Here is a 21419-nt window from a genome sequence, read left to right as displayed (position 1 = left end):
AGAGCGGTGCCCGTGATCCTAGGGACCTCGGACACCGCATCACCATTGAATCAACGGAGTAACTCGATGATTGGGCCGCATTTCCATGCCCTTTGCGGGGAGTTCATTCCTGGTTCGCTCAGCGCTTCACGGCCTTCTTCAGCGCCTTGGCCCGCCGTACGACCCGGCGGGCCGTGGAGTTGTGCGGCAGGAACGCCAGGCGCTCCGGGATGCCGCCGGGCAGGCCCAGGGAGGTGAGGCGCTTCTTCCTGAAGTAGCGCTGGGTGCGCGGGCGCAGATGCTGGGCGAGGTATTTCTCCGCCGTCGCGCGCCGGGCCGGGTAGATGCGGTCCTGCTGGGTGAAACCGACCGCGGTGATCAGGTCGTTCAGCTCGTCCGTGGGGAGCGGGGCTTCGTTCTCGCGCTGCTCCAGGTCCGGCAGGACCGCGTCGGCCAGCACCACCGGGACGCGGTTGCTGTTCTGGTAGGGCGTGAGGCGGTCCAGGAGGGGTTCGGTGCCGACGCGGGCGACCGGGAGGCCGTAGAACTCGGCGGCCGTGAACAGGGCCGTGGAGAAGCAGCCGACGACCAGCCCGGGGCGGGCCTTCTCGAACAGCACCTCGGCGAGGACGGGGGTGTCGAGGACGGTGAGGTCGACGCCCAGCCTCTCCGCCTCGGTCTCCAGCGCGCGGCTGAAGCGGGCCGGTGCGGTGGGGTGCGGCTTGAACACGACGCAACGGTGCCCGCGTTCGACCGCGCCGCGCAGCATCCGCACATGCAGATCCTCCTCCTCCTTCGCGGAGAGGATGGTCAGCGCCGACAGATACTGGCCGAGGAGCAGTGCCGAGTCGGCGGGGAGCACCGGCAAGTCCGGGACGTGATCCGCGAGTTCGCTGAGCACCTTCAGGAACGCGCCCGACGGCACGACCTGCGCGGGCACGTCGAACTCGGTCAGCAGCAGGGGAGTCAGGCCCGGCACCAGGTCCAGGTGCAGCAGGCGGCGCACGCGCGTGCCGACCAGTGGGTCGAGCTTGTTGCGGGTGGGGCCGTAGCTCATCAGGCCGTCCGCGTAGACATGCACGGGGGCGCCGGTGAACAGCTGGGCCACGGTCAGCGCGGGGGTGACCTGGATGGACTCCAGGACCAGCTCCACCCGGTCGTCCCCGAGACCCCACAGCAGCCGCAGATAGCGCTCGAAGAGCGGGATGTCGTCGGCGCGCGGGGTCCAGGCGCCGGGGTGGAAGGGGTGGATGGCCTCGTTCCAGGACAGCACCGCGTCGAAGTGGGCCCGCAGCGGCTCGAAGCCGGGCATCCGGTCGAGCGGGAGCGTGGTCTCCGGGGTCGCCGAGTTGTTGAACACCAGCAGCACCCGGCGTTCGGCCTCGTCGAAGAGGTCGGAGTCGACGGCGGCGGCGAGCGTGGCCGCCCCGTACAGCGTGGACGCGCAGAAGATCTGGGTCGTACGCGAGCTGTTCCCTGCGATCCCTGCCATCACGCGGCCGCCTTCGCTGTGGTGACCTTGCGCCGCAGCCGTCGCAGCTTGGAGGAGCGGCGCAGGTCCATCGTGTCGAGTACGTCGCCGAGCATGTCCTGCGGCATCCGCCTTATCGCCGCCGCACTGCGGGTCCGCAGCTCCTTGGCGACGGCCGGCTCCCACTTGGACTCGTCGGAGAGGTGGTGGGCGATGATCGCGCAGTACGTGCGCACGGCCTTCGGCAGCAGCCGGTCGGCGTCCGGGTCCTGCGCGGTCTCCTCGACGACCTGGTCGAAGGCGCGGATGAAGTCCAGCTGACGGGCGTCACCGATCTGCGTGAGCGAGGAGGCCACCCCACGCCGGTAGAACACGCCCAGCAGGCTCACCACGGCGAACGACTCGGCCTCGCGGTGCAGCTTCCAGATCCAGGGCCGGTCCTCGGCGGTCCGCAGCCCGTCCGTGAAGTGCAGCAGACCCTTGTCGAGCAGCCGGCGGTGATAGGCCCCCGCCCAGGCGTACGCGTAGTCCACGGACGTCGTCCGGTCGGCGGGCAGGATCGCCTCGCGCGGGTTCAGCACCTCCCCGCGCAGTCCGACGGGGGCCCGGTGCACGGACCGGGCGCGGGCGGTCGCCTGGACATGGTCGGTGCGCACGAAGTCGCAGCCCAGCCCCTCGATGGCGGCCACCAGCTCGGCGAAATAGCCCGGCGCGAGCCAGTCGTCGCCGTCCAGGAAGGTGAGGTACTCGCCGGTCGCCGCGTCCAGTCCCGTGTTGCGGGCGGTCGCGAGACCTCCGTTCGTCTCATGGCGGATATATCTCACCTGCGCGACATCGGAAAGCGACTCGGCTGCCCGTTCGAGAATGGCGGGCGTTTCATCCTTCGATTTGTCGTCGACGAGGATGAACTCGAAGTCGCTCCGGGCGTTGAGCCGCAGACTTCTGAGGGTGTCCGGGGCGTATTGCTGCACGTTGTAGAACGGCACGATCACGGAGAGCTTTGGCACCTGCGAAACGCTAGAAGGCCGTCCGACAGGGCAACTTGACGCCGAGGGTACGGGGGGTGAACTCGATGTGTCGGAATGGTGCATCCCATGAACTTCCCGGGCTTTGGCGGGCCAGTTCGGTTCTCGGTGGGCTGTTGTTAACTTTTCGTTGATTCGCGGTTGGGCCGCACCTAGAAATTGCTTCCTAGCGTCTTCTTCGTGCCAGCAAGTACGCCAGCAACTACAACGACGCCGCTGCGAATCGCGGTTCTCGCGGACTCCGACACCCGCTGGAAATGGGGTGCCCTCACCGCTCATCGCATCGCACCGCGCGACTCCGCGCAAGACGCCCTCTCCCTGAGCGGCTTCCTGCTGCGCGGCCGGGCCACGCCCACCCCCCGCCAGCTGGCGGAGGTCGGGGTCGAGGCCGAGTCGCTGCGCGAGGTGACGTCGGTGGAGTTCCTGCGGGCCATGGCCGAGGAGCCGTACGACATCGTCGTGCTCGCCCTCGTCGGCGGTGGCGTCCAGGCGATGCTGCACGGCCTGAAGCGCGTGTGGGAGGGCCGCGCCGAGCGTCCTGTCGTCGTCACCGGCTATGTCGGCGTCGTCTACGAGAAGCTCGCCGACGGACTGCTGCTGCGGCACGGGGCCGACCTGGTCCTCGCCAACTCCCGCCAGGACGCGGAGCGTTTCCGGTCCGTGTACGAGGGGGTCGGCGCCGACGCCTCGGCGGTGACGGAGGTGGCGCTGCCGTTCCTCGGCGGTGCGGCCTACGAGGGTGAGCACGACCCGTACACGGTCGTCTTCGCCGTCCAGCCGTCCGTGCCGGACAGCCGCAAGGACCGTACGTATCTGCTCAACCGGCTGATCCAGCACGCCCGGTTGCACCCGGAACGCGAGGTGCTGCTGAAGCTGCGCTCCAAGCCGGGGGAGCACACCACGCACATCGAGGAGCAGCCCTACCAGAAGCTGGTCCAAAGGCTCGCTCCGCCGGCCAACTTCCGGCTGGTGTACGGCAACATGGGCGAGGTTCTGGACCGGACGGATCTGCTGGTCACCATCAGCTCGACGGCGGCCCTGGAGTCCCTGCACCGGCGTATCCCGACGGTGATTCTGACCGACCTGGGTGTACGCGAAGTCCTCGGCAACCACCACTTCGTCGGCTCCGGCTGCCTCGCCTCCTGGGACCAGCTGGACGACGGGCACCGGCCGTCGCCGGACGCGGAGTGGGTGGCCCGGCAGGGGGTCGTGGCGGACGGGTCGTACGCGACCGCCTTCGACGCGGCGCGGGAGCGGATCACCAAGCTCCTGGGCCGCCCGGCGGGCATGCCGCCGCTGACCCCGTACTACACGCCCGCGACCGCGCCCGGCTATCTGCCCGGCATCCTCGCGCGCCACCACCTGGGCCCGGACGGCAGTCCGCTGCCGGGGGCTCCCGCCGCGGACAAGGAGCCGGGGCCGGTTCGGCAGATCGTGCGGCGGGCGGCTCGGGGGGCGTACCGGCACGGGGTGCAGCGGGTGGCTCCCGTCATCCGGCGGATGGGGGAGCTGTGAGCGCCTTCGAGAGTGCCGCGGTGGGTCGCTTTGCGGCTGCGGCGCCGTCTGGGCCGGTCGCGCCCCGCGGCGGAGCCGCATATCGACACAGCCCCGCGCCCCTGTCAGGCGGCTCCGCCGCCTTCCACAGCTCTGCGAACCCTGCGCTAGGAGTGCAACCCATGTCCAACCCGTCGGTACGCCGTGTTCTCGCGGTGATCCCCGCGCGCGGCGGCTCCAAGGGTGTGCCCGCCAAGAACCTCGCCCCCGTCGGTGGCGTGCCCCTCGTGGTGCGGGCCGTGCGGGAGTGCCGGGCGACCCGGCTCGTGACGGACGTCGTCGTCTCCACCGACGACCAGGCCATCGCCGCCGCGGCCCGTGAGGCCGGCGCCGAGGTCGTGCTGCGGCCCGCGGCCATCGCCGGGGACACGGCGACCTCCGAGGCGGCCGTGCTGCACGCCATGGACACCCACGAGGCGCTGCACGGCGCGGCCGTCGACGTGGTGATGCTGGTGCAGTGCACCAGCCCCTTCATCGTCCGTGAGGATGTCGAGGCGGTCGCCGCGGCGGTCGTGGACAAGGGTGCGGACACCGCCGTGACGGTGGCGCCCTTCCATGGCTTCGTCTGGCGCGACGAGGTCGACTCCACGCAGGAGCCCGGCGGTTACGGCGTCAACCACGACAAGTCGTACCGCCCCCGCCGCCAGGACCGCCCCCAGGACCTGCTGGAGACCGGCGCCGCCTACGCGATGGACGCGGCCGGCTTCCGCACCCACCAGCACCGCTTCTTCGGTCGCACCGAGCTCGTACGCACCGACCCCGCCCGGGTGTTGGAGATCGACGACCCGCATGACCTCGCGCGGGCACGGGCGCTCGCGCCCCTGTTCGACGCGGACCGCCCCGGCGCCCTGCCGTCCTTCGAGGACGTCGACGCGGTCGTACTGGACTTCGACGGCACCCAGACCGATGACCGGGTGCTGATCGACGCCGATGGAAAGGAGTTCGTCTCCGTGCACCGCGGGGACGGACTCGGCATCGCGGCCCTGCGCAGGAGCGGGCTGAAGATGCTGATCCTCTCCACGGAGCAGAACCCGGTCGTCGCCGCCCGCGCACGGAAGCTGAAGCTCCCCGTGCTGCACGGCATCGACCGGAAGGACCTCGCCCTCAAGCAGTGGTGCGAGGAGCAGGGCATCGCGCCCGAGCGCGTGCTCTACGTCGGCAACGACGTCAACGACCTCCCGTGCTTCGCCGTCGTGGGCTGGCCCGTGGCGGTCGCGAGCGCCCACGACGTGGTACGCGGCGCCGCCCGTGCGGTCACCACCCTCCCCGGTGGCGACGGCGCGATCCGAGAGATCGCCAGCTGGATCCTCGGCCCCTCTCTCGACTCCCTCGACAAGTAAGGAACGTCTGAGCCATGTCTTCCAACACCCGTCTGCGCACCTTCGGCACCGAGCGCATCGCCGGTCCCGGCCAGCCCGTCTACATCTGCGGCGAGATCGGCATCAACCACAACGGTGAGCTGGAGAACGCCTTCAAGCTCATCGACGTGGCCGCAGAGGCCGGCTGTGACGCCGTGAAGTTCCAGAAGCGCACCCCGGAGATCTGCACCCCGCGCGACCAGTGGGACATCGAGCGCGACACCCCCTGGGGCCGGATGACGTACATCGACTACCGCCACCGCGTGGAGTTCGGCGAGGACGAGTACCGCCAGATCGACGCGTACTGCAAGGAGAAGGGGATCGCCTGGTTCGCCTCCCCGTGGGACACCGAGGCCGTCGCCTTCCTGGAGAAGTTCGACGTCCCGGCCCACAAGGTGGCCTCCGCGTCCCTCACCGACGACGAGCTGCTGCGCGCCCTGCGCGCCACCGGCCGCACGATCATCCTCTCCTCCGGCATGTCGACGCCGAAGCAGATCCGCCACGCCGTCGAGGTCCTCGGCTCGGAGAACATCCTTCTCTGCCACGCCACTTCGACGTACCCCGCGAAGGCCGAGGAGCTGAACCTCCGCGTCATCAACACGCTGGAGCAGGAGTACCCGAACGTCCCGATCGGCTACTCCGGCCACGAGACGGGCCTTCAGACCACCCTCGCCGCGGTCGCCCTCGGCGCCACCTTCGTCGAGCGCCACATCACCCTCGACCGCGCGATGTGGGGCTCCGACCAGGCCGCCTCCGTCGAGCCGCAGGGCCTGACGCGCCTCGTCCGCGACATCCGCACCATCGAGGCCTCCCTCGGCGACGGCGTCAAGAAGGTCTACGACTCCGAGCTCGGCCCGATGAAGAAGCTGCGCCGCGTGACCGGTGTCGTGGCCGAGGCGGAGATCGCCGCGGCGGCGGGCGAGCCGGTAGCGGTCTGAAGCGCCTGACTTCTTGATCCCTCTGATTCCCTTACGACGGGACGGTCGTACGTAGATGAGCCGCCGCGCCGGGTCAGCCGGCCCCCACACTCTCGCGTTCGTCGAGAGCCCGGTACAGCTGCTGAACGTGCTGGAGTGGGCGCATGCGCACGAGCATGCCTCGGGCGACGCCCTCGGCGCGGGGCTCACCCTCGTCGTCCTGTCCCCGACGGACCCGATGACCCGGGGCCAGCTGCGCCGGATGGCGGAACTGGCCCGTGAGGAGGGGCACGAGGTCCGCTGGGAGGAGGCGCGGGGCGGCCCGGCGGCGCCCTTCCAGACGATCGGCGGCCTCGCGGGCATGCTCCGCAGGGCCGACCGGGTCGTCCTGGGCGACCCGTTCTCGCGCTACGTACAACTGCTGCTGACGATCACGAAGGCGCCCGCCCTCGTCGTGGTCGACGACGGCACCGCCACGATGGAGTTCGTGGCCCAACTGGCCCGCGGCGAACGCCTGGTGCGCTGGCACCGCAAGGGCGGCCGCCCGGGCCCCCGCGACCTGGTCTTCGCCCCGGTCTCCTCGGCGGCCCGCAAACGCCTGACGCCGTCGGGAGACCGGAGGGTCGAGATCTTCTCCTCGATGCCGATGGAGGAGAAGCCGCAGGGCGTGACCTCGACCGCCAACACCTTCGCCTGGACCCGCTCCCGCTTCGGCCCGCCGCGCATCACCAAGGGCGCGGACATGGTGGGTACGTCGCTGGTGGAGACGGGGGTGGTGGACGGCGACGCCTATCTGGAGGCGGTACGCACCCTGTCGAAGGCGCACGGCACGACCCGCTACTTCGCGCACCGCCGCGAGAGCGCGGAGAAGCTGCACCGTCTGGCGGTGGAGACGGGCCTGGAGGTGGTCCGCCCGGACCTCCCCCTGGAGCTGATCGCCCGCAGGGGCCCTATCGGCCGTACGATCCTCAGCTTCCCCTCGACCGTCGTCCACACCCTCCCGCTGGCCCTGACCGGCACGGACGTCAAGGTGGCGGTCTGCGACATCGACCCGGCCTGGCTGGCGGAGAACGCGTCACCGCGGGCGCAGGGTTTCCTGTCCGGGGTGACAGGCACGGCGAGGGACGTCACGCGGCTGTCGGCGGTGGCCGCGGTGTGACGCCGGCAGGCCGCTGATCACCCGTCCTTACGGGCGAGGAGGTAAGCCTTCCGGTACCTCTCCTGCCCCTGGGGCTCGCGCACGGTGCGGCTGTGGAGCTGAAGCCCGGCGCCGGTGAGCAGCTCGACGACCTTCTCCGGCGGGCGCCAGTAGTAGTCGAGCGAGATGGCGTGCCCGAACCGCTCGTCGAGATGCAGGTGATCCGTCTCCTCGTCGTACTGAAAGGCGAGCAGCAGATACCCGCCGGGCGCGAGCACCCGCCGGAACTCCGCGAACACGCCGGGAAGTTGCTCGTCCGGCACATGGATGACCGAGTACAGCGCGGCGATCCCGCCGAGCGTGCCGTCCGGCAGGTCGAGGGACGTCATGGACCCGACATGGAAGCGGAGTTCGGGATGGTTCCGCCGGGCCATGGCCACCATGCGCGACGAGACGTCGATCCCGAACACGGGCACCCCGAGCGCGTGCAGCCGCGCGGTGACGGCCCCCGGCCCACTCCCCACATCAGCGACCGGCTCCCGCCCCCGCTCCTTCACCAACTCAGCGAACCCGCTGATCAGCGCCCTGTCGAAGGTGTGAATGCCGGCCCAGTCCGCACACTGCTCGGCATAGTCGTCGGCGATGATGTCGTACGCGGCACTGGTGGACCGTATGAAGTCGGGGTTCTCGGCACTCATGCGGGGCACCCTAGCGAGGCCGCTCGAAGCGGGGGTGAAGGATGACGGGCCTTTACGAGAAGGGCGCCGACTCGGCACTCGATGAGCTGACGGACGCCTTCGGGAAACTGCGCTCCCGAGGCCAGGGGCACCTGGAAGTCGACTTGCCGGACGGCTTGTTCCCCTATGTGACCCTGAGCTTCCGGGCCGATCACGCGGTCGTTCATCTCTTCACCGACGAGGAGACCGTGTCCCTGCTCGTCGGGGACGGCACCGTCCCACGGGACGTGGCGGTCGACGTCCCGGTCATGGACGAACCGGCGATCTTCGCCGGGCTTTTCGTCATGACCGTCGACAAGGCGTGGAGCGTCGTGCGGGGCTTCGTCCGGACGAGGTCCTTCGCGGAGCTCGGGGAGTGGGCGGCGCTGTGAACGGCGTCGCGTAGCCGCACGCCTGGCTACCGTGGGTGACCGAAGCCGGCGAGGCCAGTCGTGATCGTCATGCTGGGAGGCGTGTCCCGGCCAGGGGGCCCCGTCACGCCGCGTGGCGGAAACGTCGCGGGGCGGTGATGATTCCGGGACCGGAACAAGCGTCTCAGCGGAGGCAGGGTGGATTCCTGGCTTAGGTCGGTCCCGACAGGCGAACACGGGCGACGCGGGGGCATCGCGGCGTGGTATCCCAGGAGGAGGGGATGAGTGACGGGTGTGGCCGGATGCCTTCGACCGAGGCAGTCGCAGGTCAGCCGGCGGTCACTCTCCGTGGATCGCATGATCCATCCGGCCAGGAGGTCGGCCGAGTTTACCCATCCCAGACCATACGTATGCGCCCAGCGGCCAGATTTTCTTCCCCTAACGGGTTGAACTTTTGTTGATCGAGGGTCAGTTGGCCACCCGGGCGTCCTACCCTTCAGAGGGTGAAGCAATTGATGTCCCAAGAGTCCGAGGCCGAACCAGCCGGGGAAGCCGTGCTTCCCGGCACGCTGCCCGAGAGCCTGCATGCCGAACTCGTCGCGTTCCGACGCGACTTGCACATGCACCCCGAGCTCGGCAACCAGGAGTTCCGCACGACCGCGGCCATCAAGGCGCGGCTCGAGAAGGCCGGGCTGCGACCCCGCGTCCTCCCCGTAGGCACCGGGCTCGTCTGTGACATCGGTGAGTGGGACGGACAGAAGCCGATGCTCGCGCTGCGCGCCGACATCGACGCCCTGCCCATCCCGGACACGAAGAGTGACTGCTCGTACCGGTCCACCGTGCCCGACAGAGCCCATGCGTGCGGACACGACGTGCATACGGCCGTCGTGCTCGGGGCCGGGCTCGTGCTGGCCCGGTTGCAGCAGGAGGGCAGGCTGCCGCGGCCCGTCCGGCTGCTCTTCCAGCCCGCCGAGGAAGTCCTCCCCGGCGGTGCCGCCGACGCCATCGACTGCGGGGTGCTGGAGGGCGTCGGGAAGATGATCGCCGTGCACTGCGACCCGCGGGTCGACGCCGGCCGCATCGGACTGCGCACCGGCGCCATCACCTCCGCCTGCGACCGGCTGGAGGTCTCCCTCGACGGACCCGGCGGGCACACCGCCCGGCCGCATCTGACCACCGACCTCGTCACCGCCGTCGCCCGCGTCGTCACCGACGTGCCCGCCGTGGTCGCCCGGCGCGTCGACAGCCGTAGCGGACTCGCCGTCACCTGGGGACGCATCGAATCCGGCCACGCGCCGAACGTCATCCCGCAGCACGCCGAACTGTCCGGAACCGTGCGCTGCCTGGACCCCGACACCTGGCGGCAGGCGCCCGACATCGTCGTCGCCGCCATCGACGAGATCGCCAACCTGCACCGCGCCAAGTCCGAGATCAACTACGTCCGGGGCGTCCCGCCCGTCGTCAACGACGCGGACGTGACGGAGCTGCTGCGGGACGCCATGACCACCCGGCGCGGCGCGGAGTCCGTCGAGAGCACCGAGCAGAGCCTCGGGGGCGAGGACTTCTCCTGGTATCTGGAGCAGGTCCCGGGCGCGATGGCGCGGCTCGGCGTCCGCACCCCGGGTGAGCGGACCGTGCGCGACCTCCACCAGGGGGACTTCGACGCCGACGAGGCCGCCATCACCGTGGGCGTGGAACTCTTCACGGCTGCCGCGCTGCTCGACGCGGCCTCCTGAGAGCGACTTGAGGGCCGGAAAGATCCTGCGAAGGGGTGCCACCATTGGTGCCCCTTCGTCCTCTTGTGTCACCCGCGCGTAACCGGGTTCTCGCGAACGTAACCCGATGGCGGCACGGTTCGATAACGGCCACGAGAAACCCCGTTCCCCTCCCCTTCTACGCGCGTTACTGTGCGCCGAAATCGCCACCGTTGGCGGCACATTGGGGATGCGGGGCCGTTCGGCGGTGCCGTGGGGATGAAGGGGTGCTTGCTGTGCGTCGAATATCTCGGAGGACCAGGTTCTCCCAAGCGGTGGTGGCTGTCTCGGTCATCGCCCTCGCGGCCGTCGGGTGCGGTGAGTCCAGCACCAAGGCCGACAGCGACAAGGCGTCCACCTCGGCGGACGGCAAGTACTCGGGCAAGGGCATCGGGCTCGCCTACGACATCGGCGGCAAGGGCGACCAGTCCTTCAACGACGCGGCCTTCGCCGGCTTCGAGAAGGCCGACAAGGAATTCGGCATGGGCGGCACGGACATCGAGCCGCAGGACGGCGAGTCCGACGCGGACAAGGTCCAGCGCCTGGAGCAGCTCGCCAAGGCCGGCTACAACCCGATCATCGGCGTCGGCTACATCTACGCGCCGGCCGTGAAGACGGTCGCCGCGAAGCACCCGGACATCACGTTCGGTGTCATCGACGACGAGCAGGTCAAGGCCGCCAACGTCGCCGACATGGTCTTCTCCGAGGAGCAGGCCTCCTACCTCGCGGGCGTCGCCGCCGCCAAGGCGTCCAAGGCCAAGCACGTCGGCTTCATCGGCGGTGTGGACATCCCGCTGATCCACAAGTTCGGCGCGGGCTTCAAGCAGGGCGTCCAGTCCGTCGACCCGAAGATCAAGATCGAGTCGCAGTATCTGACCCAGACCCCGCAGGAGGGCGGCTTCTCCAGCCCCGACAAGGGCAAGGAGGCGGCCAGCGGCCAGATCGAGAAGGGCGCCGACGTCATCTACCACGCGGCCGGCCTCTCCGGTCAGGGCGTGATCTCCGAGGCCGCCGCCAAGAAGGTGTGGGCCATCGGTGTGGACTCCGACCAGTACAACCAGGACGCGCTGAAGAACTACAAGGACTACATCCTCGGCTCGGCACTGAAGAACGTCGGCGGCGCGGTCTACGACCTCGCCAAGTCGGTCTACGAGGGCAAGCCGCTCACCGGTGTCGTCCGCGGTGACCTCAAGTCCGGCGGCGTCGGCTTCGCCGACTCCAACCCCAAGTACAAGGCCATGACCGATGTCGTCGCGGCGGTCGAGGCGGCCAAGAAGGACATCATCGAGGGCAAGGTCACCGTCAAGACCTCCTGACCCCCCGGCAGAGTCCTCCGATAGGCCCTACGGGCCCCTTTGCAGGCAGTACGCCCCTTGCCTCCCGCAAGGGGCGTACTGCTGTCCGTAGTCTGTCCACCAACTGTGGCCACAGCTCGGTAACGGACCGGACAGAAGGGGTTTTCCGTCTGGTCTACGCGCGTTACGCTGCGGCGGAACCAGCGCCTGGTTTGGGCGCTTGCACAAAGGAGTCACGTTCCATGCGCCGGGTGTCCCGTATCACCGTTGCGGGTGTTGCTACCGCAGCCCTCGCTCTGACCGCGTCTGCCTGTGGCAGCTCGTCCAGCTCTTCGAGCAACGACAGCAAGGACCTGGGCCTGGCCCTGGCGTACGACGTCGGCGGCAAGGGCGACCAGTCCTTCAACGACGCCGCGACCGCCGGTCTGGACAAGGCCGACAAGGAGTTCGGTTACAAGTCCACCGCCGTCGAGCCGCAGGACGGCGAGTCGGACGCGGACAAGGTGCAGCGCCTGGAGACCCTGGCCAAGCAGGGCTACAACCCGGTCATCGGGGTCGGCTACGCCTACGCGCCCGCCGTCAAGGAGGCCGCGCAGAAGTACCCGAAGACCACCTTCGGCATCGTCGACGACGAGCAGACCAAGGCCGACAACGTCGCCGACCTCGTCTTCTCCGAGGAGCAGGCCTCCTACCTGGCCGGCGTCGCCGCCGCCAAGGCCACCAAGTCCAACGTGGTCGGCTTCGTCGGTGGTGTGGACGTGCCGCTGATCCACAAGTTCGCGGCCGGCTACAAGCAGGGCGTCGAGGACACCAAGAAGGGTGTCCAGGTCAAGGTCCAGTACCTGACCCAGACCGCCGCCGAGGGTGGCTTCTCCAGCCCCGACAAGGGTGAGAGCGCCGCCGAGGGCCAGATCGACGACGGCGCGGACGTCGTCTACGCCGCCGCGGGTCTGTCCGGCCAGGGTGTCATCAAGGCCGCCAGCGCCAACAAGATCTGGGCGATCGGCGTCGACTCCGACCAGTACAAGCAGGACGCGCTGAAGGCGTACAAGGACTCGATCCTGACGTCCGCCATGAAGAACGTCGAGGGCGCGGTCTACGAGCTGGCCAAGTCCGTCCACGACGGCAAGCCGGAGACCGGCGTGGTCCGCGGCTCGCTGTCCAACGGCGGCGTGAGCGTGTCGCAGTCCAACCCGACCTTCGCGGACAACACCGCGATCCAGGACGCGATCAAGAAGGCCGAAGCGGCCATCAAGGACGGCTCCATCAAGGTGAAGACCTCCTGACCGTCTGATCCCGACCCGGTCACAGGCCTTGGCCATATAACCGCTGTAATGGCAGCGTGACGACCGCGCAACGGGGCACCTGGAGCATGGCTCTCTGTGCCCCGTTCGCGCGGCAGAATGCTCGGAACAGATCGTCTTTTCAACGAAGACGGTCATATCCGGGCACTATTTAAAGCAGGGGCGCTACGCGCGTAGAGTGGCCCCTTCCTCAAGGAGAGTGCGCCATCGACGCGACCAGCAGCCCTCCGCTCACCGCGCCGTCGACGATCGCGGTCGAGCTGGCGGGGATCACCAAACGATTCCCGGGTGTCGTCGCCAACCACGACATCCACCTGACTGTCCGCAAGGGCACCGTCCACGCCCTCGTCGGTGAGAACGGTGCCGGCAAGTCGACCCTGATGAAGATCCTCTACGGCATGCAGAAGCCGGACGAGGGCACCATCGCGGTCGACGGCGAACAGGTGAGCTTCAGCAGCCCCGCCGACGCCATCGTGCGCGGCATCGGCATGGTCCACCAGCACTTCATGCTGGCCGACAACCTGACGGTGCTGGAGAACGTGGTGCTCGGCAGCGAGAAGCTGTACGGCATCGGCGGCGCCGCCCGTAAGAAGATCAAGGAGATCTCCGACCGCTACGGCCTCGGCGTCCGCCCCGACGCCCTGGTCGAGGACCTCGGTGTCGCCGAGCGTCAGCGCGTGGAGATCCTCAAGGTCCTCTTCCGCGGCGCCAAGACGCTCATCCTCGACGAGCCGACCGCGGTCCTGGTGCCCCAGGAGGTCGACGCGCTCTTCGACAACCTGCGTGAGCTGAAGTCCGAGGGCCTCTCCGTCATCTTCATCTCGCACAAGCTGGGCGAGGTGCTCTCCGTCGCCGACGACATCACGGTCATCCGGCGCGGTACGACGGTCGGGACGGCCGTCCCCTCCGAGACCACTCCGCGCCAGCTCGCCGAGATGATGGTCGGCAGCGAACTGCCCACCCCGGAGACCGCGGAGTCCACGGTCACCGACAAGCCCGTCATCCGGGTCGAGGGCCTCACCGTCTACGCGTCCGGCGGCGCCTCCCTGGGCGTCGAGGCCGAGCCGTCCGGCGGCGTCGGACTGGCCGCGGACAGCGGCGAGGTCAAGAAGGTCCTCGACGACGTCACCTTCACCATCCACGCCGGTGAGGTCATGGGCATCGCCGGCGTCGAGGGCAACGGCCAGACCGAGCTCATCGACGCGCTGATCGGCACCAAGAACGCCGACTCCGGCACGATCGCCTTCCTCGGCGAGGACATCACCCCCTGGGTCACCCGCAAGCGCCGCGAGGCCGGCGTCGGCTACATCCCCGAGGACCGGCACCGCCAGGGCCTGCTCCTGGAAGCCCCGCTCTGGGAGAACCGCATCCTCGGCCATGTCACCGAGGCCCCCAACGCCAAGGGCTTCCGGCTGACTCCCAAGGCCGCCCAGGCCGACACCCGCCGGATCGTCGAGGAGTTCGACGTCCGCACCCCCGGCATCGACGTCACCGCCGCCTCCCTGTCCGGCGGCAACCAGCAGAAGCTGATCGTCGGCCGGGAGATGAGCCACAACCCCAAGTTCCTGATCGCCGCCCACCCCACCCGCGGTGTGGACGTCGGCGCGCAGGCCCAGATCTGGGACCGCATCCGCGAGGCCCGCCGGGACGGCCTGGCCGTACTGCTGATCTCCGCCGACCTCGACGAGCTGATCGGCCTGTCGGACACACTGCGGGTGATCTACGACGGCAGGCTGGTCGCCGACGCCGACCCCGCCACGGTCACCCCGGAGGAGCTCGGCTCCGCCATGACGGGTGCCGCCACCGGTCACCTGGAGCACGTCGAGGAAGAAAGCGCCCCGGAGGACGAGGCCCGATGAAGAAGTTCGACAAGGAGCGCGTGCTCCTCGCCGTGGCCGGACCGGCCCTGGCGCTCGTCGCGGCGATCCTGCTGACCTCGGTCGTGCTGATCGCCTCCGGCAAGAGCCCGATCGAGCCCTACCGGCTGATGATCGAGCAGGCCGGCTACTCCGACGTACAGGTCCTGATCATCAACCAGGCGTCGATGTACTACATCGCCGCCCTCGGAGTCGCCCTCGGCTTCCGGATGAACCTGTTCAACATCGGCGTCGACGGCCAGTACCGCCTCGGTGCCCTGATGGCCGCCATCGTCGGCGCCCACGTGGCGCTGCCGGCCGCCCTCCAGGTACCGATGCTGCTGCTGGTCGGCGCGCTCACCGGCGCCATGTGGGCCGGTATCGCGGGCATCCTGAAGGTGACGCGCGGCGTCAGCGAGGTCGTCGCGACGATCATGCTGAACTCGATCGCCACCGCCGTGATCAGCTACCTCACCCTCCGCGACAACTTCGGCGTCGCCCTCGGCGACAACACCACCACCGGTGTGATGAAGGAGTCCGGCTGGGTCCCCGGCATCAACCTCGGTGCCGACGTCGGCGAGATCTACGGCCTGGTCTTCCTCGCCCTCGCCATGGGCATCGGCTACTGGTTCGTCCTCAACCGCACCCGCTTCGGCTTCGACCTGCGCGCCACCGGCGCCTCCGAGACCGCCGCCGCGGCCTCCGGCGTCAACGCCAAGCGCATGGTCCTCACCGCGATGCTGATCTCCGGCGCCGTCGCCGGCATCTCCGGCCTGCCGCTGCTGCTCGGCGACGCCCACACGTACAGCCTCAGCTTCCCGGCCGGCCTCGGCTTCACCGCCATCGGCATCGCCCTGCTCGGCCGCAACAACCCCGGCGGCATCGCGCTCGCCGCCCTGCTGTGGGCCTTCCTCGACAAGGCGTCCCCCGCTCTCGACTACGCGACTCCCGAGCCGTACGAGAAGGAGATCGCCACGATCATGCAGGGCCTGATCGTGTTCGCGGTCGTCATCTCCTACGAGGTCGTCCGCTCGTGGGGTCTGCGCCGGCAGCAGAAGCGCGTCGGTGAGGAACTCGCCGCGGCCGCGGCCAACACCAAGAAGGAGGTGGCGGTCTGATGAGCACCGCGACCATCGCCAAGCCCGCGGCCAAGCAGCCCGGCAAGGGCGGCCGGCGCATGTCGCTGCCCGTCCTCCTCCTGGTCATCTCGGGCGTGCTGATCCTGGTCTCGGCCGTCCGGCTGATCACCGGCGCCGACGGCATCACGTCCACCGGCCAGATGTCCACCGCCCTGCGCGCGGCCGTGCCGATCGGCCTCGCCGGCCTCGGCGGTCTGTGGGCCGAGCGCGCGGGCGTCGTCAACATCGGCCTCGAGGGCATGATGATCCTCGGCACCTGGTTCGGCGCCTGGGCCGGCTACCAGTGGGGCCCGTGGACCGGTGTCCTGGTCGGCATCCTCGGCGGCGCGCTCGGCGCCGTACTGCACGCGATCGCCACGGTCACCTTCAACGTCAACCACATCGTCTCCGGTGTGGCCCTGAACATCCTGGCGCTCGGCACCACCCGCTATCTGTCGAAGTTCACCTTCGAGGACGCCCCGCAGGGCTCCTCCAAGCAGTCTCCGCCGATCGATTCGCTCGGCACCTTCGACGTCCCCGGCCTGTCCAGCTGGCTGGAGACCCTCAACGGCAAGCACTGGTTCCTGGTCTCCGACATCGCGGGCCTGGTCGGCGGTCTGATCACTGACCTCTCCCCGCTCACCGTCGTCGCCGTCGCCCTGATCCCCACCACCTGGTACGTCCTGTGGCGCACCTCGTTCGGCCTGCGGCTGCGCTCCTGCGGCGAGAACCCGGTGGCCGCCGAGTCCCTCGGCGTCAACGTCTACAAGTACAAGTACATCGCCGTGATCATCTCCGGTGGCTTCGCCGGCCTCGGCGGTGCCTTCCTGTCGATCGTGGCGTCCAACGTGTACCTCGACGGCCAGACGGCCGGCCGCGGCTACATCGGTCTCGCCGCGATGATCTTCGGCAACTGGATGCCGGGCGGCCTCGCCCTCGGCGCCGGCCTGTTCGGCTACACCGACAGCCTCAACCTGCGCGGCGGCACCACCAACGTCCACGCGCTGCTCCTGCTGCTGGCGATCCTGCTGGTGTTCGGCGTCGCGTACCTCGTCTGGAAGAAGAAGTACGTCCCCGCCGTCATCACCGCCGCGATCTCGGCCCTGATGTTCATCTGGTACCTCAACACGGACGAGGTCCCCAACCAGGTCGTGTCGGCCAGCCCGTACGTCATCACCCTCCTCGTCCTCGCGCTCTCCGCACAGCGCCTGCGGATGCCGAAGGCCGACGGAATGCCGTACCGGAAGGGACAGGGCAAGTGACCTTCGACTGGGACTCCTTGAGAGCCGTGGCGCGCGAGGCGATGAGCCACGCGTACGCCCCCTACTCGGGCTACGCCGTCGGCGTCGCGGCCCTCGTCGACGACGGCCGCACGGTCTCCGGCTGCAACGTCGAGAACGCCTCGTACGGCGTCGGCCTGTGCGCCGAGTGCGGGCTCGTCTCGGAGCTCCAGCGCACCGGAGGCGGCCGGCTGACGCACTTCACCTGCGTCGACGGCCGGGGCGAGGTGCTGGTCCCGTGCGGTCGCTGCCGACAGCTGCTGTACGAGTTCGGCGGCCCCGATCTCGTGATGGAGACACCGGCCGGGATCCTGCCCCTCTCGGAGATGCTGCCGCAGGCCTTCGGCCCGGACCATCTCACCTCCAAGTAACTCCTGTGCGGCCCCTCTGCTTCGGTCGGGAGGGGCCGCGCGATTTCTCTGTACGTCCGGAAGGAAAGCCATGGCCATGGACGCCATCTCCGTCATCCGCACCAAGCGGGACCGCGGTGAGTTCAGCGACGAGCAGATCGACTGGGTCATCGACGCGTACACCCGCGGCGAGGTCGCCGACTACCAGATGGCCGCGCTGAACATGGCCATCCTCCTCAACGGCATGAACCGCCGCGAGATCTCCCGCTGGACCGCCGCGATGATCGCGTCCGGCGAGCGCATGGACTTCTCGTCGCTCTCCCTGCCGACCGCGGACAAGCACTCCACGGGCGGCGTCGGCGACAAGATCACGCTGCCGCTCGCGCCCCTGGTGGCGGCCTGCGGCGCGGCCGTGCCCCAGCTCTCCGGCCGCGGCCTCGGCCACACCGGCGGCACCCTGGACAAGCTGGAGTCGATCCCCGGCTGGCGCGCGCTGCTCTCCAACGAGGAGATGCTGCACGTCCTCGACACCACCGGCGCGGTCATCTGCGCGGCGGGCGACGGACTGGCCCCCGCCGACAAGAAGCTGTACGCCCTGCGGGACGTCACCGGCACCGTCGAGGCGATCCCCCTCATCGCCTCGTCGATCATGTCCAAGAAGATCGCCGAGGGCACCGGCTCCCTCGTCCTGGACGTGAAGGTCGGCTCCGGCGCCTTCATGAAGACCATCGAGGACGCGCGCGAGCTGGCCTCGACGATGGTCGGCCTGGGCACGGACCACGGCGTGAAGACGGTGGCGCTCCTGACGGACATGTCGACGCCGCTCGGCCTCACCGCGGGCAACGCGCTGGAGGTCCGCGAGTCGGTGGAGGTCCTGGCGGGCGGCGGCCCGGCGGACGTGGTCGAGCTGACGATCGCCCTCGCGAAGGAGATGCTGGACGCGGCGGGCGTCCGCGACGCCGACCCGGCGAAGGCGCTGGCCGACGGCTCCGCGATGGACGTCTGGCGCCGGATGATCGCGGCCCAGGGCGGCGACCCGGACGCCGAGCTGCCGGTGGCCAAGGAGCAGCACGTCATCAAGGCGGGCGCCGCCGGCGTCCTGACCCGCCTCGACGCGTACGACATCGGCGTCGCCGCCTGGCGCCTCGGCGCGGGCCGCGCCCGCAAGGAGGACCCGGTGCAGGCGGGCGCGGGCATCGAGATGCACGCCAAGCCCGGCGACACGGTCACCGAGGGCCAGCCCCTGCTGACCCTGCACACGGACACCCCGGAGCGCTTCGAGTACGCCCTCCAGGCGGTCGAGGGTTCCTACGACATCGCCGCCGCGGGTACGGACTTCACGGCGTCGCCGGTGGTGCTGGAACGCATCGCCTGACCTGTCCCGCGGCCGGAGGCCGCTGAAGGACGCAGCCCTCATTCGGGCGAACGGGACCGGTGGACCACCACCGGTCCCGTTCGGCGTGCTGGGATCACCGTTCCGGCGCCCTTCGAGCTGGTCATCGGCACCAGTGAAGTCCCGGAGACATGGGTCAGCCGAGCAACGCCGCCACCACCACCAGCACCGGCACCGACAACACCGTCGACACGAGGATCGAGTCCCGGGCCAGCCGCTCTCCCACCCCGTACTGGGACGCGTACGTGTAGAGGTTCTGGGCCGCCGGGAGCGCCGACGTGACCACGACGTCGAGGAGTTGGTGGCCGCGCAGGCCGAAGACGCCGGCCGCGAGCGCCCAGGCGAGCGCGGGCTGGCCGAACGACTTCAGGGCGACCGACAGCAGGACCGGGACGCGGTCGGGGCCCTTGCCCGGCATCGTGGAGCCGCACAGGGAGATGCCGAAGGCGAGCAGGACCGCAGGGACGGACATGCCGCCGATCAGGGTCAGCGGGTCCATCACCGGACTCGGCACGTGCACACCGGTCGCCGCCGCCAGCACGCCCGCGAGGGAACCCACGGCGATCGGATTGCGCAGCGGCGTCAGCAGACGACGCCACAGCGGCCCCTTGTCACCGTCTCCGGACAGATCGAGGACCGTCACCGCGATCGGCGAGACGAGTACCAGCTGGAACAGCAGCACCGGCGCCACCAGCGAGGCGTCCCCGAGGACATACACCGCGATCGGGATGCCCAGGTTCCCGGAGTTGACGTAACTGGAGCACAGGGCGCCGATGGTCGTACGGCCCACACCCCACCCTCGCGCCACACCCACCGCGAGGAACACCCCCGCCGCCGCTGCCGTGCTGAGCGCCGTCACCAGCAGGCGGCTGGAGAAGACCACCGACAGGTCGGCCTTGGCCAGCGTGGTGAACAGCAGGGCGGGGGACGCGACATGGAAGGCGAGCTTGGTCAGGACCTCACGGCCCTGGTCGCCCAAGTAGCCGCGCAGACCGATGACATAGCCGACGCCGATCACGACCGCGATCACGGCGAAGCCCGTCAGCACTCCCTGCACGGAGCCTCCTCACCGGTGAGAAGGGCGTGCGGGATCCAGGGCGGTGCCGATATGTGGGGCATGCACCTAACCCTCTGGGGCAGAAGGGCCGCAGGTCAATGTGATCCTGGTCGGCGAGACCGGCCGGTGAGCTCGGCCCGCGCGATGAGTTCCGCCCTGCCCTCCGGTCTACCGCTCGTGGACGCTGCCATGACACCCGCCGTACTCGTGCTCGCCCGCCCCGTCACCCGGGACGAGGTGGCGGGGCTGTGCGACGACGTGCGAAGGCTGCTGGAGGCCACCGGGGCCGGGGTCGTGGTCTGTGACGTCGGTGGGCTGGGCCCGCCGGGGCTCGGCGTCGTCGACCTCCTCGCCCGGCTACAGCTCACCGCCCGGCGGGCCGGGGGACGGATCAGGCTCCGCGATCCCGACCCGGCCCTACACGCCCTTCTCGACCTGGTCGGACTCCGCTTCGAGAGCGTCGAGATGGAGGGGGAGGCCGAACAGCGGGAACCACCGCTGGGTGTCGAGGAAGAAGTGGAACCCGGTGAGCCGGCCGTCTGAGATCTCCAGCACCTGCACCGCCCAGGGGGTCCAGCCGCCCTCCTCGGGGTCCGGCTTGTACTGCGCGAAGCCCGGCAGACCGTTGACCTGGACCGGCATCAGCCGGGAGCCCTCGCAGGCCGAGCCCAGTGTGGTCATGAAGCCCGTGATGTCGTCGTGGCCCGTCAGCCACAGGTCGAACGGCGGCATCGTCATGATGGCGTCCTCGTGCAGCAACGCCGTCAGCGCCGTCATGTCGTACCCCTCGAACGCCGCCACATAGCGGTCCAGGAGCTTCTGCTGCTCGTCGTCCAACGGGTCGGAGACGGTGGCCTCCGCGCCGTGCTGACCGTCCCGCTCGGCGAGGGTGGCTCGGGCCCGCTGGAGGGCGCTGTTCACCGACGCGACCGAGGTGCCGAGCAGCTCGGCGACCTCGCTGGCCTTCCACGCCAGCACCTCGCGCAGGATCAGCACCGCGCGCTGCTTGGGCGGGAGTTGCTGTAGGGCGGCCATGAAGGCGAGGCGCACGGACTCCTTGGCGACGGCCGCCTCCGCCGGGTCCTCGACGGTGGGCAGGATGCGGGCGTCCGGCATCGGCTCCAGCCAGGTGTGGTCGGGGCGGGGGGAGAGGGCGGCCTGGGCGAGGGGGGTCGGCTCGCTGAGGTCCATGGGCCGGGCCCGTTTGTTGCCCGCGGACAGCATGTCCAGGCAGACGTTGGTCGCGATTCGATACAGCCACGAGCGCAGACTCGACCGGCCCTCGAACTTCTCGTAGCTCCGCCAGGCCCGGACCATCGTGTCCTGCACCGCGTCCTCGGCCTCGAAGGAGGAGCCGAGCATGCGATAGCAGTACCCGGTCAGCTCGATCCGGTGTTTTTCCAGCCTGACGTCGAGGTCCGCCGTCGTCGTGTCCGTCATCGTCCACCCACCCCTGTGGCCGTTCTGCGTCGCGCCTTTGCGC

The 21419-nt window shown here is 69.6% G+C and carries 18 protein-coding genes and 1 pseudogene; 14 read left to right on the top strand and 5 right to left on the bottom strand.

Annotated features, from left to right (window positions below; genetic code table 11):
- Positions 1-118: 118 nt before the first annotated feature.
- Together OG866_RS16545 and OG866_RS16540 are read right to left on the bottom strand one after the other, a co-directional pair.
- Positions 119-1471 carry a polysialyltransferase family glycosyltransferase gene (locus OG866_RS16545; protein WP_329335476.1) on the bottom strand — a complete coding sequence of 451 codons (1353 nt, stop codon included), beginning with the start codon at positions 1469-1471 and terminating at the stop codon, positions 119-121.
- The gene (locus tag OG866_RS16540) at positions 1471-2457 is read right to left on the bottom strand and encodes a glycosyltransferase family 2 protein (RefSeq protein ID WP_329335474.1); all 987 of its coding nucleotides are present in this window, start codon (positions 2455-2457) and stop codon (positions 1471-1473) included. Before OG866_RS16540 ends, OG866_RS16545 begins: the two co-directional genes overlap by 1 nt.
- A gap of 198 nt (positions 2458-2655) precedes the next feature.
- On the opposite strand from OG866_RS16540, the gene OG866_RS16535 reads away from it, so the two are divergent.
- From OG866_RS16535 to OG866_RS16520, 4 genes are all read left to right on the top strand, one after another.
- Entirely contained in the window at positions 2656-3990 is a 1335-nt protein-coding gene (locus OG866_RS16535) for a DUF6716 putative glycosyltransferase (protein WP_329335472.1), read from the top strand.
- A gap of 161 nt (positions 3991-4151) precedes the next feature.
- Positions 4152-5369 (top strand): N-acylneuraminate cytidylyltransferase, encoded by a 1218-nt coding sequence (locus OG866_RS16530; protein WP_329335471.1) that lies wholly within the window; start codon positions 4152-4154, stop codon positions 5367-5369.
- Positions 5370-5383: 14 nt separating this feature from the next.
- Positions 5384-6325 (top strand): N-acetylneuraminate synthase family protein, encoded by a 942-nt coding sequence (locus OG866_RS16525; protein ID WP_329335469.1) that lies wholly within the window; start codon positions 5384-5386, stop codon positions 6323-6325.
- A gap of 55 nt (positions 6326-6380) precedes the next feature.
- Positions 6381-7463: a hypothetical protein gene (locus OG866_RS16520; protein WP_329335468.1), complete on the top strand. Its 1083-nt coding sequence runs from the start codon at positions 6381-6383 to the stop codon at positions 7461-7463.
- Positions 7464-7480: 17 nt separating this feature from the next.
- Here the strand turns inward: OG866_RS16520 and OG866_RS16515 are convergent, their stop codons facing one another.
- On the bottom strand, positions 7481-8140 hold the full coding sequence (locus OG866_RS16515; RefSeq protein WP_329335466.1) for a class I SAM-dependent methyltransferase: 660 nt from the start codon (positions 8138-8140) through the stop codon (positions 7481-7483).
- 41 nt (positions 8141-8181) lie between these two features.
- On the opposite strand from OG866_RS16515, the gene OG866_RS16510 reads away from it, so the two are divergent.
- The 9 genes from OG866_RS16510 (at position 8182) to OG866_RS16470 (ending at position 18861) form a co-directional block, all read left to right on the top strand.
- Entirely contained in the window at positions 8182-8550 is a 369-nt protein-coding gene (locus tag OG866_RS16510) for a hypothetical protein (RefSeq protein WP_329335465.1), read from the top strand.
- A 494-nt stretch (positions 8551-9044) separates the two neighbouring features.
- Positions 9045-10265: a M20 family metallopeptidase gene (locus OG866_RS16505; RefSeq protein WP_329335464.1), complete on the top strand. Its 1221-nt coding sequence runs from the start codon at positions 9045-9047 to the stop codon at positions 10263-10265.
- Between the two features lie 296 nt (positions 10266-10561).
- A complete protein-coding gene (locus OG866_RS16500) occupies positions 10562-11599 on the top strand; it encodes a BMP family lipoprotein (RefSeq protein WP_329344139.1) in 1038 nt (345 codons plus the stop codon).
- A gap of 221 nt (positions 11600-11820) precedes the next feature.
- Positions 11821-12864: a BMP family lipoprotein gene (locus tag OG866_RS16495; RefSeq protein WP_329335462.1), complete on the top strand. Its 1044-nt coding sequence runs from the start codon at positions 11821-11823 to the stop codon at positions 12862-12864.
- Between the two features lie 224 nt (positions 12865-13088).
- Entirely contained in the window at positions 13089-14741 is a 1653-nt protein-coding gene (locus OG866_RS16490) for an ABC transporter ATP-binding protein (RefSeq protein WP_443063643.1), read from the top strand.
- Entirely contained in the window at positions 14738-15856 is a 1119-nt protein-coding gene (locus tag OG866_RS16485) for an ABC transporter permease (protein ID WP_329335460.1), read from the top strand. The genes OG866_RS16490 and OG866_RS16485 overlap by 4 nt, the downstream gene beginning before the upstream one ends.
- Positions 15856-17118, top strand: a complete 1263-nt coding sequence (locus OG866_RS16480) for an ABC transporter permease (protein WP_329335458.1) — start codon at positions 15856-15858, stop codon at positions 17116-17118. The genes OG866_RS16485 and OG866_RS16480 overlap by 1 nt, the downstream gene beginning before the upstream one ends.
- The gene (locus OG866_RS16475) at positions 17115-17507 is read left to right on the top strand and encodes a cytidine deaminase (RefSeq protein ID WP_329335456.1); all 393 of its coding nucleotides are present in this window, start codon (positions 17115-17117) and stop codon (positions 17505-17507) included. Before OG866_RS16480 ends, OG866_RS16475 begins: the two co-directional genes overlap by 4 nt.
- 76 nt (positions 17508-17583) lie before the next feature.
- Positions 17584-18861: a thymidine phosphorylase gene (locus tag OG866_RS16470; protein ID WP_329335454.1), complete on the top strand. Its 1278-nt coding sequence runs from the start codon at positions 17584-17586 to the stop codon at positions 18859-18861.
- A 154-nt stretch (positions 18862-19015) separates the two neighbouring features.
- Here the strand turns inward: OG866_RS16470 and OG866_RS16465 are convergent, their stop codons facing one another.
- Positions 19016-19936, bottom strand: coding sequence for an AEC family transporter (locus OG866_RS16465; RefSeq protein ID WP_329335452.1), 921 nt, complete (start codon positions 19934-19936; stop codon positions 19016-19018).
- A gap of 51 nt (positions 19937-19987) precedes the next feature.
- On the opposite strand from OG866_RS16465, the pseudogene OG866_RS16460 reads away from it, so the two are divergent.
- Positions 19988-20323 (top strand): annotated as a pseudogene (locus OG866_RS16460) (hypothetical protein); the annotation flags it as partial.
- Positions 20324-20353: 30 nt separating this feature from the next.
- Here OG866_RS16460 and OG866_RS16455 read toward each other — a convergent pair.
- Positions 20354-21376 (bottom strand): sigma-70 family RNA polymerase sigma factor, encoded by a 1023-nt coding sequence (locus OG866_RS16455; protein WP_329335451.1) that lies wholly within the window; start codon positions 21374-21376, stop codon positions 20354-20356.
- Between the last annotated feature and the right edge of the window lie 43 nt (positions 21377-21419).

Source organism: Streptomyces sp. NBC_00663 (genome assembly GCF_036226885.1).
GTDB lineage: Bacteria > Actinomycetota > Actinomycetes > Streptomycetales > Streptomycetaceae > Streptomyces.
This window is presented reverse-complemented; position numbering and strand designations above follow the sequence as displayed.

What these genes read in the sequence shown, in the direction of transcription:
- OG866_RS16545 (WP_329335476.1), bottom strand. Translation starts at nt 1,471, where the DNA reads ATGGCAGGGATCGCAGGGAACAGCTCGCGTACGACCCAGATCTTCTGC.
- OG866_RS16510 (WP_329335465.1), top strand. Translation starts at nt 8,182, where the DNA reads ATGACGGGCCTTTACGAGAAGGGCGCCGACTCGGCACTCGATGAGCTG.
- OG866_RS16515 (WP_329335466.1), bottom strand. Translation starts at nt 8,140, where the DNA reads ATGAGTGCCGAGAACCCCGACTTCATACGGTCCACCAGTGCCGCGTAC.
- OG866_RS16495 (WP_329335462.1), top strand. Translation starts at nt 11,821, where the DNA reads ATGCGCCGGGTGTCCCGTATCACCGTTGCGGGTGTTGCTACCGCAGCC.
- OG866_RS16505 (WP_329335464.1), top strand. Translation starts at nt 9,045, where the DNA reads ATGTCCCAAGAGTCCGAGGCCGAACCAGCCGGGGAAGCCGTGCTTCCC.
- OG866_RS16520 (WP_329335468.1), top strand. Translation starts at nt 6,381, where the DNA reads ATGAGCCGCCGCGCCGGGTCAGCCGGCCCCCACACTCTCGCGTTCGTC.
- OG866_RS16525 (WP_329335469.1), top strand. Translation starts at nt 5,384, where the DNA reads ATGTCTTCCAACACCCGTCTGCGCACCTTCGGCACCGAGCGCATCGCC.
- OG866_RS16480 (WP_329335458.1), top strand. Translation starts at nt 15,856, where the DNA reads ATGAGCACCGCGACCATCGCCAAGCCCGCGGCCAAGCAGCCCGGCAAG.
- OG866_RS16455 (WP_329335451.1), bottom strand. Translation starts at nt 21,376, where the DNA reads ATGACGGACACGACGACGGCGGACCTCGACGTCAGGCTGGAAAAACAC.
- OG866_RS16485 (WP_329335460.1), top strand. Translation starts at nt 14,738, where the DNA reads ATGAAGAAGTTCGACAAGGAGCGCGTGCTCCTCGCCGTGGCCGGACCG.
- OG866_RS16530 (WP_329335471.1), top strand. Translation starts at nt 4,152, where the DNA reads ATGTCCAACCCGTCGGTACGCCGTGTTCTCGCGGTGATCCCCGCGCGC.
- OG866_RS16470 (WP_329335454.1), top strand. Translation starts at nt 17,584, where the DNA reads ATGGACGCCATCTCCGTCATCCGCACCAAGCGGGACCGCGGTGAGTTC.